Origin of the sequence: Streptomyces sp. NPDC050732 (assembly GCF_040654255.1) — a bacterium.
GTDB lineage: Bacteria > Actinomycetota > Actinomycetes > Streptomycetales > Streptomycetaceae > Streptomyces.
In genome coordinates this window covers 36,703-51,414 of the sequence record NZ_JBFAHP010000020.1, presented here as the reverse complement: position 1 = coordinate 51,414, position 14,712 = coordinate 36,703, and the positions used below count along the sequence as shown (strand labels likewise).

Genomic DNA, 14,712 nt, shown 5'->3' with positions numbered 1-14,712 from the left:
CTCCCTGACCCTGACCCTTTTCGACGATCTGTACGCACGGGAGTCTAGGGCCTGCTAAAGGTTCAGTAAGCAGAGCGTCACGCAATGATCCGGATGATCCGGCCGGGGTGGGGTTATCCCCCCGGCTGCCCCGGCGGTGGCCCTCATGGCGTCGCGGCGGCGGGCCGGGCACCCTAGCGCGTATGACCGCACGCACCACGCCTCCGCATGACGACCGGCCGCCACCCGCGCGTTTCGCGTACGACCGGCACACCTGGAAGGAGATCGCGCACCTCCTGGTGAACCTGCCGATCGGCATCGTCGGCTTCGTCTACGCGGTGACCGTGATGGCCCTGGGCGCCGGCCTGACGGTGACGGTGATCGGTCTGCCGCTGCTCGCGACGGGGCTGCTCGGCGCGCGCCTCCTCGGCAGGGCCGAGCGGGGGCGGGCCAGGAAGCTGCTCGGCGTCCGCGTCGACGAGCCGAGCCCGATGCCGGGGCACCGCGGGCAAAGCTTCCTCGGCCGGCTGTGGGCGAACCTGAAGGACCCGGTGGGCTGGCGCACCATGCTGTACGCGTTCATCCGGCTGCCGTGGGGCGTGGTGACCTTCACGGTCACCCTCACCGGGCTCTTCGTGCTCTGGCCGGTGCTGCCCTTCATCGTGCGCGGCCTCACCAACGCCGACCGGGCGATGGTGCGCGGACTGCTCTCGCCCTCCGACGAGTTGGAGCGGCGCATCGCCGAACTGGAGTCCGACCGGGGCGTGGTGGTGGACACCGCCGCCGCCGACCTGCGCCGCATCGAACGCGATCTGCACGACGGCGCGCAGGCCCGCCTCGTCGCCCTCGCCATGGGTCTCGGCCTCGCCAAGGAGAAGCTCCTGGAGGACCCGGACGCCGCGGCCTCCATGGTCGACGAGGCGCACGGCGAGGTGAAGCTGGCTCTGCAGGAACTGCGCGACCTGGCCCGCGGCATCCACCCCGCCGTCCTCACCGACCGCGGCCTGAACGCCGCGCTGTCCTCGGTGGCGTCGCGCTGCACGGTCCCCGTGAAGGTGACCGCCGAGCTTCCGGCACGCCCGGCGGCCGCCATCGAGGGCATCGCGTACTTCACGGTCTCCGAGCTCCTGCAGAACATCAGCAAGCACAGCGGGGCGAAGTCCGCGAGCGTCGACGTCTGGCGTTCGGAGGAGCGGCTGCTCATCCAGGTGTGGGACGACGGGCGCGGCGGGGCGCGGCTCGACGGCGGGACGGGCATGGCGGGGCTCGCGGACCGGCTCGGCGCCGTGGACGGGCTCTTCGTGATCGATTCGCCGCAGGGCGGGCCCACGACGATCACTGCGGAGCTCCCGTGGCGGGACCGCGTGGGGTAGGGAAAACCCCCGGTGGAAGACGCCGACCCGCTCCATGGTCGCGAGCGGCCGCGCCGACGAGTCTGTCACCAGGGCACCCACAGCGAGCGCCTTGAGCACAGAACCGAAACCCGCAACCCGCAACCCACAACCCGACCCGCATACACGGATGCAGACGCAGAAGAAACGGACGGCAGCGATGGCCACGGACTACGGACAGGGGTACGCGCGGATGGACCGGCCGGATTTCCGGGACGCCGACGTCGAGGAGCGGCGGCACCGCCTGCCCGCCGGGCTGCGCGCCCCCGTCGAGGCGCGCACCTGGCGGGAGTTCGGCTACACCCTGCTGAGCCTGCCGATCGGCATCACGTCGTTCGTCTTCGCCATCACGATGCTCTCGCTCGGCGCGGGCCTCCTGATCACCTTCATCGGCATCCCGGTGCTTGCGGCGGGGCTGGCCGGCTGCCGCGGCATCGGCGCCCTGGAGCGGACGCGGGCGCGCGGGCTGCTCGGTCTGGACATCGCGGCGCCGGAGCCGCTGCGCCCCAAGGGCGGCGGGCCGATGGCGCTCATGGGCGCCGTCCTGAAGAGCGGCGCGTCATGGCGGCACCTGCTGTACTCGCTGCTGATGCTGCCGTGGTCGCTGTTCTCCTTCACGGTGGCGGTGGTGTTCTGGTCGTACGGCTGGCTGATGCTGACGTATCCGCTCTGGTTCTGGATCTTCCCGATGTACGCGGGGCAGGACGGCATCCAGCTCTACGGGGGCGACGACGGCCACCGGATCTACCTCGACAACCCGTTCGAGCTCGGCATCACGGCCGCGACCGGCCTCCTCGTCACGCTGGCCACCCCGTGGATCCTGCGGGCCCTGACGACCGTGGACCGCGTCATGGTGTTCGGCCTGCTCGGCCCCTCACGGCTCGCGACCCGCGTCGTCGAACTGGAGTCGGACCGCGGGGTCGTCGTGGACACCGCCGCCGCCGACCTGCGCCGCATCGAACGCGATCTGCACGACGGCGCGCAGGCCCGCCTCGTCGCCCTCGCCATGGATCTGGGGCTCGCCAAGGAGAAGCTGGCCGAGGACCCCGAGGCCGCGGCGCGCATGGTGGACGAGGCGCACGGCGAGGTGAAGGTCGCGCTGCAGGAGCTGCGCGACCTGGCCCGCGGCATCCACCCCGCCGTCCTCACCGACCGCGGCCTGGACGCCGCACTCTCCTCGCTGGCCGCCCGTTGCACGGTGCCGGTCCAGGTGGAGGTGGATCTGACGAGCCGCCCGGCGGCGGCCATCGAGGGCATCGCGTACTTCACGGTCTCCGAGCTCCTGCAGAACATCAGCAAGCACAGCGGGGCGAGCGCCGCGAGCGTCGACGTCTGGCGGGCCGATGACCGGCTGATGCTCCAGGTGACCGACGACGGGGCGGGCGGCGCCGACGTGTCGGCGGGCTCCGGCCTCGCGGGCCTCGCGGAGCGGCTCGACGCGGTCGACGGAATCCTGGTCGTCGACTCGCCGGCGGGCGGCCCGACGACGGTCACGGCCGAACTGCCGTGGCGCAAGGCCTGATCCGAGACCGACGCCGACACCGACCCCACACCCCGTCAGCGCGCCGCCCCGGCTCTCACAGAGCGCCGGGGCGGCGCGCTGCCCGACGCTCCGGACCGCAACAGTCCGGCGACCGGTCCGGTGACCGGCGCCGGATCGCGCGATACTGAGGAGCCGAGATGTTCGGCCGACGCGATCGCTGTCGGACCGACGCGGGCGAGACGAGCGCGCTGCCGGATCAGCGCGCCGGGGGGCCAAAAGTGCCGGGGGGCCAAAAAATGGAGGACAAAGTGCGGGTGGTCATCGCCGAGGATTCAGTGTTGCTTCGGGAGGGCCTGACCCGCCTGCTCACCGACCGCGGGCTCGACGTGGTCGCCGGTGTGGGTGATGCCGACGCGCTGATCAAGACGATCACCGATCTCGCCGGGCAGGACGCCCTGCCGGACGTGGTCGTCGCCGATGTGCGGATGCCTCCGACCCACACCGACGAGGGCGTGCGCGCCGCGGTGTATCTGCGCGCCCAGTACCCCGACCTGGGGGTCCTGGTCCTTTCGCAGTACGTGGAGGAGCAGTACGCCACCGAGCTGCTCGCCGGGTCGAGCCGCGGCGTGGGCTATCTGCTCAAGGACCGGGTCGCCGAGGTGCGGGAGTTCGTCGACGCGGTGGTGCGGGTGGCGGAGGGCGGCACGGCGCTCGACCCGGAGGTCGTGGCGCAGCTGCTGGGCCGCAGCCGCAAGCAGGACGTGCTCGCGGGGCTTACACCACGGGAACGCGAGGTACTCGGTCTGATGGCCGAAGGACGGACGAACTCGGCGGTGGCCCGGCAGCTCGTGGTGAGCGACGGTGCCGTCGAGAAGCACGTGAGCAACATCTTCCTGAAGCTCGGCCTGTCACAGAGTGACGGGGATCACCGTCGCGTGCTCGCGGTCCTCACCTATCTCAACTCCTGAACGACTGACACCCTGCCGGATGGCGTCGGACAGCACCCGGAATCGAGCGCCCCTCCGGCCCCGGCAGGTATGAACAGGGGTGAACACAGAGAGTCACGAGCACGGTGGTGGCTGTCAAGGCAAGTCCTAGAACCAAAGGATGAGCGGGGAGCGTCATCCATGAAGGACCGGGGGGCAAGGCAAACCATGGCAAACCAGTGCAACACGGCGTCTCAGAAATGCATCCGGAATGCGAGCAACCCCAGGAAGGCGACCCTTACAGACGTAGGGTGGACCTTGGGAGCGCCGGTCGTCCCGGCGATTCCGCACAGTCGCCTCAAGGGAGGTCCAGTTCAGTGACCAGCCGGGTCAGTAGCCAAGCCGAGCAGGCCGACGGGGCAGTCGTCGGAGGACAACGCAAGCCCGCAGGTGTCAAAGATGTGCGCCGTCTGGACCGGGTCATCATCCGCTTCGCGGGTGACTCCGGTGACGGCATGCAGCTCACGGGCGACCGGTTCACTTCGGAGACCGCTTCTTTCGGCAACGACCTGTCGACGCTGCCGAACTTCCCCGCCGAGATCCGCGCGCCCGCCGGAACCCTGCCGGGTGTCTCCTCCTTCCAGCTGCACTTCGCCGACCACGACATCCTGACCCCGGGCGACGCGCCGAACGTCCTTGTGGCGATGAACCCGGCGGCCCTGAAGGCGAACATCGGCGACGTGCCGCGCGGCGCGGAGGTCATCGTCAACACCGACGAATTCTCCAAGCGCGCGATGCAGAAGGTCGGTTACGCCACCTCCCCGCTGGAGGACGGCTCCCTGGACGGCTACAGCGTGCACCCCGTGCCGCTGACCACGCTGACGGTGGAGGCCCTGAAGGACTTCGACCTCTCGCGCAAGGACGCGGGGCGCTCGAAGAACATGTTCGCGCTGGGCCTGCTGTCGTGGATGTACCACCGGCCGACCGAGGGAACCGAGAAGTTCCTGCGGACCAAGTTCGCCAAGAAGCCCGAGATCGCCGAGGCGAACATCGCGGCGTTCCACGCGGGATGGAACTTCGGCGAGACCACCGAGGACTTCGCGGTCTCCTACGAAGTCGCCCCGGCCGCCCACGCGTTCGCGACCGGCACCTACCGCAACATCTCGGGGAACCTCGCCCTCTCGTACGGTCTGATCGCGGCGGGCCGGCAGGCGGACCTGCCGCTGTACCTCGGCTCGTACCCCATCACGCCGGCCTCGGACATCCTCCACGAGCTGTCCAAGCACAAGAACTTCGGCGTGCGCACCTTCCAGGCCGAGGACGAGATCGCGGGGATCGGCGCGGCGCTGGGCGCGGCGTTCGGCGGGTCGCTGGCGGTGACCACGACGTCGGGGCCCGGTGTGGCGCTGAAGTCGGAGACCATCGGCCTGGCCGTCTCGCTCGAACTGCCGCTGCTGATCGTCGACATCCAGCGCGGCGGCCCGAGCACGGGCCTGCCGACCAAGACCGAGCAGGCCGACCTGCTCCAGGCGATGTACGGGCGCAACGGCGAGGCGCCGGTGCCGATCGTGGCGCCCAGGACCCCGGCGGACTGCTTCGACGCGGCGCTGGAGGCGGCCCGCATCGCGGTGACGTACCGGACGCCGGTCTTCCTGCTGTCCGACGGCTATCTGGCCAACGGCAGCGAGCCGTGGCGCATCCCCGAGGTCGACGAACTGCCCGACCTGCGCGTGCAGTTCGCCTCCGGGCCCAACCACACCGAGGCCGACGGCGCCGAGACCTTCTGGCCCTACAAGCGTGACCCGCAGACCCTCGCCCGCCCGTGGGCGATCCCGGGCACGCCGGGCCTCGAACACCGCATCGGCGGCATCGAGAAGCAGGACGGCACGGGCAACATCTCCTACGACCCGGCCAACCACGACTTCATGGTCCGCACCCGGCAGGCCAAGGTCGACGGCATCGCCGTGCCCGACGTGGAGGTCGACGACGCCGGCGGGAACGCCGACACGCTGGTCCTCGGCTGGGGTTCGACGTACGGACCGATCACGGCGGCGGTCCGCAGGCTGCGCGCCGCGGGCGACTCCATCGCGCAGGCCCATCTGCGCCACCTCAACCCGCTGCCGCGGAATCTGGGCGACGTCCTCGCGCGTTACGACAAGGTGGTGATCCCCGAGATGAACCTCGGTCAGCTCGCCACGCTGGTCCGCGCGAAGTATCTGGTGGACGCGGTCTCGTACAACCAGGTCAATGGCATGCCCTTCAAGGCCGAGCAGCTCGCCACGGCTCTCAAGGAGACCATCGATGGCTGACACGAAGACGGCCGGTCCGGCAGGGACCGGGAGCACGATCGAAGCGCTTTCCCTGGTACCCAAGGCCGAGGCCCAGCAGTCCATGAAGGACTTCAAGTCCGACCAGGAGGTGCGCTGGTGTCCCGGCTGCGGTGACTACGCCGTGCTGGCGGCCGTGCAGAGCTTCATGCCCGAACTCGGCCTGGCGAAGGAGAACATCGTCTTCGTCTCGGGCATCGGCTGCTCCTCCCGCTTCCCGTACTACATGAACACGTACGGGATGCACTCCATCCACGGCCGCGCCCCGGCCATCGCCACCGGCCTGGCCTCCTCGCGCCGCGACCTGTCCGTGTGGGTGGTCACCGGTGACGGCGACGCGCTGTCCATCGGCGGCAACCACCTCATCCACGCCCTGCGCCGCAACGTGAACCTGAAGATCCTGCTGTTCAACAACCGGATCTACGGCCTCACCAAGGGCCAGTACTCCCCGACCTCCGAGGTCGGCAAGATCACCAAGTCGACGCCGATGGGGTCCCTGGACGCGCCCTTCAATCCGGTGTCGCTCGCGATCGGCGCGGAGGCCTCCTTCGTGGCGCGGACCGTGGACTCCGACCGCAAGCACCTCACGTCGGTGCTGCGCGAGGCCGCCGCGCACCCCGGCACCGCGCTGGTGGAGATCTACCAGAACTGCAACATCTTCAACGACGGCGCCTTCGAGGTCCTCAAGGACAAGCAGCAGGCCGAGGAGGCGGTGATCCGTCTGGAGCACGGGCAGCCGATCCGCTTCGGCGCCGACGGGTCGAAGGGCGTCGTGCGGGACGCGGTGACCGGTGACCTCAAGGTCGTCGCCGTCACTCCGGAGAACGAGGCCGACATCCTGGTCCACGACGCGCACGCCACGTCGCCGACCACGGCTTTCGCGCTCTCCCGGCTCGCCGACCCGGACACGCTGCACCACACCCCGATCGGCGTCCTGCGCAACGTCGAACGGCCGGTGTACGACACGCTCATGGCCGACCAGCTCGACACCGCCATCGAGAGGGACGGCAAGGGCGACCTGGCCGCGCTCCTCGCGGGCGGCGACACGTGGACGGTCGTCGGCTAGTCCGCGGGACTTCCCCGCACAGGGCCCGGTTCTGATCTTTCAGGACCGGGCTTCGTCGTACTCCTGTCGCGCCTTCTGCACGTCGTCCATGCGCCGCTCCGTCCAGGCCGCGAGGGCCCGCACCTGCGCGGCGGCCTCGCGGCCGAGCTCCGTGAGGGAGTAGTCGACGCGGGGCGGGATGACCGGCTTGGCGTCGCGGTGCACCAGGCCGTCGCGCTCCAGGGTCTGCAGCGTCTGGGCCAGCATCTTCTCGCTGACGCGGCCGATCTCGCGGCGCAGCTCGCTGAACCGGTGCGAACGCTCCTCCAGGGCGAGCAGGACGAGGACGCCCCAGCGGCTCGTCACGTGCTCCAGGACGAGGCGGTGGGGGCACATCTCCTCGCCCGCGACATTCCAGCTGCTTACTTCCACACCAGTACCTTACTTCAAAGTGGGTACTTACGGAAAGTTAGCGCTGCTCCTAGGGTGGGTGTCATACCGACTTCCACCGGACCTGACAGGAGCAACCAGACATGAGCATCGTCGTCACCGGAGCCACCGGACACCTCGGCCGTCTCGTCATCGAGGGGCTGCTCGCCGCCCGGGTCCCCGCCGGGGACATCGCGGCCGTCGTACGCGACAAGGACAAGGCCGCCGACCTCGCCGAGCGCGGCGTCGAGCTGCGCGTCGCCGACTACAGCGCCCCCGAGACCCTGCGCCGGGTCTTCGCCGCGGGCGACCGCGTCCTGCTGATCTCCGGCAGCGAGATCGGCCGGCGCGTGCCGCAGCACCGCGCGGTCGTCGACGCCGCGCGCGAGGCGGGCGTCGCGCTCCTCGCCTACACGGGCGTCCTCGGCGGCCCCGACGCCGACTTCGACCTGGCGGCCGAGCACAAGGTGACCGAGCAGCTGATCCTCGACTCCGGCCTGCCCCACACCTTCCTGCGCAACGGCTGGTACCACGAGAACTACACCGAGCACCTCGCCCCGGTCCTGGAGCACGGCGCCGTCGTCGCCTCCGCGGGCGACGGCCGCGTCGCCTCCGCCTCCCGCGCCGACTACGCCGCGGCCGCCGTCGCCGTACTGACCGGCGAGGGCCACGAGGGCAAGGTCTACGAGCTCAGCGGCGACGTCGCGTGGAGCTTCGCCGAGTACGCCGCCGAGGTCGCGGCGCAGACCGGCAAGGACATCTCGTACGCGAACGTGCCCGCCGAACAGCACCTCGCGGTGCTGACCGGCGCGGGCGTGCCGGAGCCGATGGCCGCGACCCTCGTCGACGTCGACGCGGCCATCGCGCGGGGGCGCCTGGCCGGGACCGGCGGGGACCTCGCCAAGCTGATCGGCCGGCCCACGACCCCGATCGCGGACGCGGTGTCCGCGGCGCTCCGCGGCTGAGCCCGCCGGGCGTCACGAGCGTCACCATGGAACGGGCATGACAGCCGAGGGTTCCCGGCGCTACCTTCAGTGGGGCAGCGTGGGCTGCCGTGCACGAAGGAGGGGCCGTGGACAGCGGAGCAGCCGGGAAGCCGGGGAACGAGCAGCGCGTCGGGCTGCTGAACGGCTTCGCCGCCTACGGGATGTGGGGCCTGGTCCCGCTCTTCTGGCCGCTCCTGAAACCCGCCGGAGCCGTCGAGATCCTCGCCCACCGGATGGCCTGGTCCCTGGTGGTCGTCGGCGTGGCGCTGCTCTTCGTACGACGCTGGGACTGGGCCCGCGAGCTGCTGCGCCAGCCGCGCAGGCTCGGCCTGGTGGCGATCGCCGCGGCGGTCATCACCGTCAACTGGGGCGTCTACATCTGGTCCGTGAACTCGGGCCACGTCGTCGAGGCGTCCCTCGGCTACTTCATCAACCCGCTGGTCACCATCGCCATGGGCGTCCTGCTGCTCGGCGAGCGGCTGCGGCCGGTGCAGTGGGCGGCGGTCGGCATCGGGTTCGCGGCGGTCCTCGTGCTCGCGTTCGGATACGGCAGGCCGCCGTGGATCTCGCTCTGTCTCGCCTTCACCTTCGCGACGTACGGCCTGGTGAAGAAGAAGGTCAACCTCGGCGGCCTGGAGTCGCTCGCCGCCGAGACCGCCGTGCAGTTCCTGCCCGCCGTCGGCTATCTGGCGTGGCTCGCCACGCAGGGCGACATCGTGTTCGGCACGGAGGGCGCCGGGCACGCGGCGCTGCTCGCGGCCACCGGTGTGGTGACCGCCGCTCCCCTGGTCTGCTTCGGGGCCGCGGCGATCCGGGTGCCGCTCTCCACGCTGGGCCTTCTGCAGTACCTCGCGCCGGTCTTCCAGTTCCTGCTCGGCATCCTGTACTTCCACGAGGCGATGCCGCCCGAGCGGTGGGCGGGCTTCGGCCTCGTCTGGCTGGCGCTCTCCCTGCTGACCTGGGACGCGCTGCGCGCGGCCCGGCGGAACGCGGTGCGGGTGGCGGCCGCGAGGGCGGCGGCGGCCGGGGCCCCCGCCCGCGAGGAGCGGGAGCCCGCCGCCTGAGCGGTGCCGTTCCCCGGCGCGGTCAGGACCAGACACCCGCATCGGCCCGCGCCTTCACATACGCGGAGAAGCCGTGCGGCGCACGGCCGAGGATGTCCCCGACGTCCGTCGTGGGCGCCGCGTTGTGACCTTCGAACCGCATCGGCGGGCGGCCGCCACCTCCGCGATGTCCTCCACGTCGATGAAGGGTTCCGGCACGTCGCCGAGGGGCAGCGCGAGGCGTAGGGGTGCCTGCCCATCGTGGAGCTGGTCGCCGCCGAGCTCCTCACCGAGCCGGGCGCGACGGTCGCGGCGGTGGCCGGACAGGTGGGGTACGCCGACGGGTTCGGCTTCAGTGACGCCTTCAAGTGACGCCTTCAAGCGGATCAGGGGCATCGCCCCGAGCGGATACCGGGCCGCTGCCGCACGGACGCACACCCGAGCCGCCTCATCGGTTCAACCGGTTTAACCGGTATAACTGGTTACCATGACAACCCTGCACTGGAAGCTGGTCATCGACGCCGCCGACCCGCACGCCCAAGCGGCCTTCTGGGCCGAGACGTTGGGGTACGAGGTCGAGGACAACAGCGCCCTCATCGACCGTCTGCTCGGCCTCGGCGCGGCCCCCGAAGCCGCGACGTTCGAGTTCCGCGGCCGCCGCGCCTGGCGCGACCTCATCGCCGTCCGGCACCCCGACGACCCGTACGACGAGGCCAGTGGCACCGGCCTGGGCCGCCGGATCCTCTTCCAGCGCGTGCCCGGGACCAAGACCGGCAAGAACCGGCTGCACCTCGATGTGCACACCGGGCCGGGGTGCCGCGACGACGAGGTGCGCCGGCTGGAGGCGCTGGGCGCCGCCGTGGCGCGGCACGTCAAGGAGCCCGGCGGCGAGTGGGTGATCATGACGGACCCGGAGGGCAACGAGTTCTGCGTGCACTAGGCGGTTCCCGTCTCCGGTTTCCGCAACATCTCGACCAGCGCCGAGACGCTGTGGTCCCGATGCCCCTCGGCGACCGCCCGCCGCACCAGGTCGTTCATCGGGGCGAGCCAGGAGACGTCGAGTCCGGCCTCCTCGGCCACCTCCTGGTCGTACTCGGCCGCTTCGTGGAAGAGCCCGACGGTCGACGCGGGCCGTGTGTAGTCGCCGGAGTCGATCTCCTGGGCCAGGGTGGGCAGGATCGAGGCGATCATCTCCAGCCACTTGACCTCGTACCGCACCAGCGAGCCCGCGGTCAGGCCGCGCGACCGCACCATCGCCGCGCCCTGGAAGAAGCCGATCAGGGCGGGGAGCAGGGTGCTGCCCACCGCCATCTCGTAGAGGGCGGCCAGGTCCGGGTCGGTGCCGAGGTGGACGGTGTCGCCGCCGAGCACCCTCAGCGTCTCCTCGTGCGCGTCGAACGTCGCCCGGTCGCCCGCGTAGTAGAGCAGGGTGTCCGGCTTTCCCACGGCCCCCGGCACGTTCTTGACGGCGCCGTCGAGGAACCGTGCGCCCCGCCCGGCCGCCCAGTCGGCCATCTCCCGTGCGCCGGACGGGGTACCGGAGTTGAGGGTGACCAGGGTGCGACCGGCCAGGGCGGCGGCCGCCGGTTCCAGTGCGGCGCGTGTCGCCTCGTACGTCGAGAGGCAGGCGATGACGAGGGGGCTCGCGGCGACCGCGTCCTCGACCGCCGCCCTGTGCGACGCACCCTTGGCGACGAGGGGCGCCGCCTTCTCCGGAGTGCGGTTCCACACCGTCGTCGGGTGCCCGGCCCCGACGAAGGCCTCGGTCAGCGCCGTGCCCATCAGGCCGAGCCCGATGAGCGTCACGGGTGTGCCCGTGCTCCGGTCGTACGTCATGCTCTGCCCCCATTGTCGCCAGCTGTCCGCGCCGAGCGCGTTGATCCCCTCGGGTGTGTTGATCCCGTCGGGCGTGTTGATCGCTTCCTCATGCTGGGGGGACACTGCGCTCGCCTCAAGTACCCACTAAAAAGTGCGTACTTACCTTTGCGTAAGCCATGGCGGCGCCGCGTGGCCGACCCGGGGCGGCAGACCGGTCTTTGGCAAGCTGGGACGATGGCACAGCAGCCGCGCGCCCACCGTCTCCTCCTCGCCGTCTGCGGTGTCTTCGCCCTGCTGTCCCTCGCCCTCGTCCCGCTCACCCTGCCCCTCGGCTGGGACGAGATGGTCTACGCCAGCCGCTACTCCCCGCACGGCCCCGCCACGCCGTTCAGTGCGCCCCGCACCCGTGGCGTGCCGTTCCTGATCGCCCCCGTGGCGGCCTGGAGCGACTCCGTCGTACTGCTCAGGGTGTGGCTGACGCTGCTCGCGACCGCCGCGCTCTACCTCGGGTTCCGTCCCTGGCTGCGCGTCCTGCACCGGCCGTCGGCGGCCGCCGTCGCCGCCGCGCTGTACGGCGGCCTGTGGTTCACGCTGTTCTACGCGAGCGCCGCGATGCCCAACCACTACACCGCCATGGGTGCCGTCGGGGCGGTCGGCCTCTTCCTGTGGCCGCGGCAGTCCGTCGCCACCCGCGCCGGGATCGCGGGCGGCCTCGCCCTGGCCACCCTGATGCGCCCCAACGACGGCGTCGCCCTGGGTGTGCCCCTGCTGGTCGCCGCCCTCGTCGTCCCCGGCCGGCGGGCGCGGGGCCGCGTTCTCGCCGTGCTCGGCGGGCTCGCGGCGGGCGCGCTGCCGTGGATCGTCGAGGCGTACGTCCGTTTCGGCGGCGTCCGCGAACGGCTGACGGAGGCGAGCGAAGTGCAGGGGGACCTGCGCCCTCTGCTCTCCCTGGCCCACCACCTCACCGTCATGGACGGCCCACTGCTCTGCCGCCCCTGCACCGGCGACGGCATCCGCCCCATCGCGCTGGAGTGGTGGCTGGTGCTGCCGGTCCTGGTGGGGGTGGGGCTGTGGAGCGTACGAGGCCTGCGCCCCGAAGACCGGGGGGCTCGCCCACCGGCCCCCGCTCCCCTCCCCTGCTGCCTGCTCGCCGCAGCCGCGGCCCTTGCCGTCGCCCTCCCCTACCTCCTCCTGGTCCCCTACGCCGCTCCCCGCTTCCTCCTCCCCGCCCACGCCCTGCTCGCCCCGGCCGCCGCCCTCGGAGTGCTCGCCCTCGTCCGGGCCGCCCGCGCGTCCCGTCGGCCGCTGGTCGGACTCGCCGCGCTGGGGCTCGTCCTCGCCGGACACCTCGCCGTCCAGCTCCCCCTGGTCCACGGGAACGCGAGGATCCAGGCGGGCGCCCGCGGCGACTGGGCGCGGATCGCCGAAGTCCTGCACGACCACGGCGTCGGAGCGGGGACCGGCGGAGCGAGGACCGGCGGGGCGGGGACCGGCAGCACTCCGTGCGTCCTGGGCGGCAACGCCTCCGTGATCCCCGTCGCGTACGTGGCCGGCTGCGCGCCCGCCGCGCCGGACGACCCGCTCCGCCCCGCCGCCCTGGTCCTGCGCGCGGCGGACCCCCCGCACTGGGCCCGCTCCTGGCCCCGCCACCCCGTGCCCGGCACCTACGCCCCGGGGTGGGCCGTCCACGTACCTCCGTGACCCATCCCCTGGACGACTTTGCTTGCGCGTGCATATAGTGCACGCGCAAGCAACCGCCGTGCGCAAGCAACCCAGGGGGATCCCATGACCCGCAAGTTCCTCTTCGTCGTCGGCAGCGCCCGCCCCGAGGGCAACACCGAGATCCTGGCCCGCAAGGCCGCCGAGCAGCTGCCCCCGGACGTCGAGCAGCGCTGGGTGAACCTCGCCGACGTACCGCTCCCCGACTTCGAGGACCAGCGGCACGACGACACCCGCCCGCGCGCCCGGCCCCGCCCCGTCGGCGGCAACGAAGCGCTGCTCCTGGACGCCACCCTGGAGGCGACGGACATCGTCATCGCCTCACCGCTGTACTGGTACTCGGTCTCGGCCACCGTCAAGCGCTACCTCGACTACTGGGACGCCTGGCTGGAAACCCCTGAGATCAACTTCAAGGACACCCTCAAGGGCCGCACCCTGTGGGGCGTGACGGCGCTCGCGCACCGCGAGGAAGAGGTGGCACAGCCGCTGATCGGCACGCTGAACCACACCGCCGCCTTCTTCCCCATGCGCTTCGGCGGCGTCCTGCTGGGCAACGGCACCCGGCCCGGCCACGTCCTGGAGGACACCGAGGCGCTGGCGCGCGCCAAGACGTTCTTCGCGCAGGAGCCGCCGCTGGCCCGCTACCCGTACGACAAGGACTGAGAGCCGCTCTTCGAGCGACTACGCCATGACGTCCTTCGCCCCGAAGCGCGCCCAGGCAGCCGAGCCGAACACGGCCGCGTACAAGCCCTGCATCTGCAGGTTCTTGATGATGTCGTCCCAGTAGACCGGCTCGCGCATCAGGTCGGCGAAGGACAGCCAGTAGTGCGAGAAGAAGTACGGGTGGAGGGCGTGCAGCTGCGGGATCTGGTCGAGGATCTGGACCGTGATCAGCAGCCCCACCGTCGTCGCCATCGCCGCGATGCCGCTGCTGGTGAGCGTCGAGACGAACAGGCCGAGCGCCGCAACCCCGATCAGCGACACGGCGACGACGAGCGCGATCAGCAGGGCCCGCAGTAGCCCCTCACCGAAGCCCATGCGGGTGCCGGAGATCGTCGTGACCTCGCCGAGCGGGAAGAGCAGCGCGCCGGTGGCGAGCGCGGACGTGGCGACGACCAGGGTCGCGACCAGGCAGAACGTCAGCGTGGTCGCGTACTTGACGAGGAGCAGCCGGGTCCGCCCGGCGGGCGCGACCAGCAGATAGCGCAGCGTGCCCGCGCTCGCCTCGCCCGCGACGGCGTCCCCCGCGACGACGCCGATCGCCATCGGCAGGAAGAACGGCAGGGTCGCGGCGAGCGCGGTGAAGACCAGGAACAGGCCGTTGTTGGTGATCTGCGCGATGAAGGCGGGCCCGCCTTCGTCGCCGCCCCCGCCGATCGTCGAGCCGTCACTGGTCTCGATCTTGACGGCGATGCCGACGAGGACCGGCACGGCGGCGAGGACGCCGAGCAGCGCGATGGTCCGCCAGCGGCGGAACGTGATCCCGAGCTCGCTGCGGAAGAGACCCAGCGTCCAGACCCACCGCTGCTCCCTCGGGACATCCGCCCCGGACACGTCCATGGTCTC

At 71.4% G+C, this 14,712-nt stretch carries 13 protein-coding genes and 1 pseudogene; 11 read left to right on the top strand and 3 right to left on the bottom strand.

All coding sequences use genetic code 11. The features are described from left to right. Positions 1–182 precede the first annotated feature (182 nt). From AB0H82_RS19620 to AB0H82_RS19600, 5 genes are all read left to right on the top strand, one after another. On the top strand, positions 183–1,352 hold the full coding sequence (locus AB0H82_RS19620; protein ID WP_362994336.1) for a sensor domain-containing protein: 1,170 nt from the start codon (positions 183–185) through the stop codon (positions 1,350–1,352). A gap of 178 nt (positions 1,353–1,530) precedes the next feature. Further along, positions 1,531–2,892: a sensor domain-containing protein gene (locus AB0H82_RS19615; RefSeq protein WP_362994497.1), complete on the top strand. Its 1,362-nt coding sequence runs from the start codon at positions 1,531–1,533 to the stop codon at positions 2,890–2,892. A 257-nt stretch (positions 2,893–3,149) separates the two neighbouring features. Then, a complete protein-coding gene (locus AB0H82_RS19610; protein ID WP_362994334.1) occupies positions 3,150–3,821 on the top strand; it encodes a response regulator transcription factor in 672 nt (223 codons plus the stop codon). Positions 3,822–4,156: 335 nt separating this feature from the next. Beyond that, positions 4,157–6,088 (top strand): 2-oxoacid:acceptor oxidoreductase subunit alpha, encoded by a 1,932-nt coding sequence (locus tag AB0H82_RS19605; RefSeq protein WP_362994332.1) that lies wholly within the window; start codon positions 4,157–4,159, stop codon positions 6,086–6,088. Beyond that, positions 6,081–7,172 carry a 2-oxoacid:ferredoxin oxidoreductase subunit beta gene (locus tag AB0H82_RS19600; protein ID WP_362994330.1) on the top strand — a complete coding sequence of 364 codons (1,092 nt, stop codon included), beginning with the start codon at positions 6,081–6,083 and terminating at the stop codon, positions 7,170–7,172. Before AB0H82_RS19605 ends, AB0H82_RS19600 begins: the two co-directional genes overlap by 8 nt. A 39-nt stretch (positions 7,173–7,211) precedes the next feature. On the opposite strand, the gene AB0H82_RS19595 is transcribed toward AB0H82_RS19600, so the two are convergent. Then, entirely contained in the window at positions 7,212–7,547 is a 336-nt protein-coding gene (locus tag AB0H82_RS19595; protein ID WP_362994495.1) for a helix-turn-helix domain-containing protein, read from the bottom strand. 137 nt (positions 7,548–7,684) lie between these two features. Here AB0H82_RS19595 and AB0H82_RS19590 point away from each other — a divergent pair, with 137 nt between their 5' ends. The 4 genes and pseudogenes from AB0H82_RS19590 (at position 7,685) to AB0H82_RS19575 (ending at position 10,549) form a co-directional block, all read left to right on the top strand. Then, positions 7,685–8,545 carry an SDR family oxidoreductase gene (locus AB0H82_RS19590; protein ID WP_362994328.1) on the top strand — a complete coding sequence of 287 codons (861 nt, stop codon included), beginning with the start codon at positions 7,685–7,687 and terminating at the stop codon, positions 8,543–8,545. Positions 8,546–8,652: 107 nt separating this feature from the next. Continuing rightward, positions 8,653–9,630: an EamA family transporter RarD gene (rarD, locus tag AB0H82_RS19585; RefSeq protein WP_362994326.1), complete on the top strand. Its 978-nt coding sequence runs from the start codon at positions 8,653–8,655 to the stop codon at positions 9,628–9,630. A gap of 249 nt (positions 9,631–9,879) precedes the next feature. Beyond that, positions 9,880–10,078 (top strand): annotated as a pseudogene (locus AB0H82_RS19580) (hypothetical protein); the annotation flags it as partial. Positions 10,079–10,096: 18 nt separating this feature from the next. Then, positions 10,097–10,549 carry a VOC family protein gene (locus AB0H82_RS19575; protein ID WP_362994324.1) on the top strand — a complete coding sequence of 151 codons (453 nt, stop codon included), beginning with the start codon at positions 10,097–10,099 and terminating at the stop codon, positions 10,547–10,549. Here the strand turns inward: AB0H82_RS19575 and AB0H82_RS19570 are convergent. Further along, positions 10,546–11,445: an NAD(P)-binding domain-containing protein gene (locus tag AB0H82_RS19570; protein ID WP_362994493.1), complete on the bottom strand. Its 900-nt coding sequence runs from the start codon at positions 11,443–11,445 to the stop codon at positions 10,546–10,548. The genes AB0H82_RS19575 and AB0H82_RS19570 overlap by 4 nt on opposite strands. 216 nt (positions 11,446–11,661) lie before the next feature. On the opposite strand from AB0H82_RS19570, the gene AB0H82_RS19565 reads away from it, so the two are divergent. Together AB0H82_RS19565 and AB0H82_RS19560 are read left to right on the top strand one after the other, a co-directional pair. Next, the gene (locus tag AB0H82_RS19565) at positions 11,662–13,128 is read left to right on the top strand and encodes a hypothetical protein (protein WP_362994322.1); all 1,467 of its coding nucleotides are present in this window, start codon (positions 11,662–11,664) and stop codon (positions 13,126–13,128) included. Positions 13,129–13,212: 84 nt separating this feature from the next. Beyond that, on the top strand, positions 13,213–13,809 hold the full coding sequence (locus tag AB0H82_RS19560) for an NAD(P)H-dependent oxidoreductase (protein WP_362994320.1): 597 nt from the start codon (positions 13,213–13,215) through the stop codon (positions 13,807–13,809). Positions 13,810–13,827: 18 nt separating this feature from the next. On the opposite strand, the gene AB0H82_RS19555 is transcribed toward AB0H82_RS19560, so the two are convergent. Next, positions 13,828–14,706, bottom strand: a complete 879-nt coding sequence (locus AB0H82_RS19555; protein WP_362994491.1) for an ABC transporter permease — start codon at positions 14,704–14,706, stop codon at positions 13,828–13,830. Between the last annotated feature and the right edge of the window lie 6 nt (positions 14,707–14,712).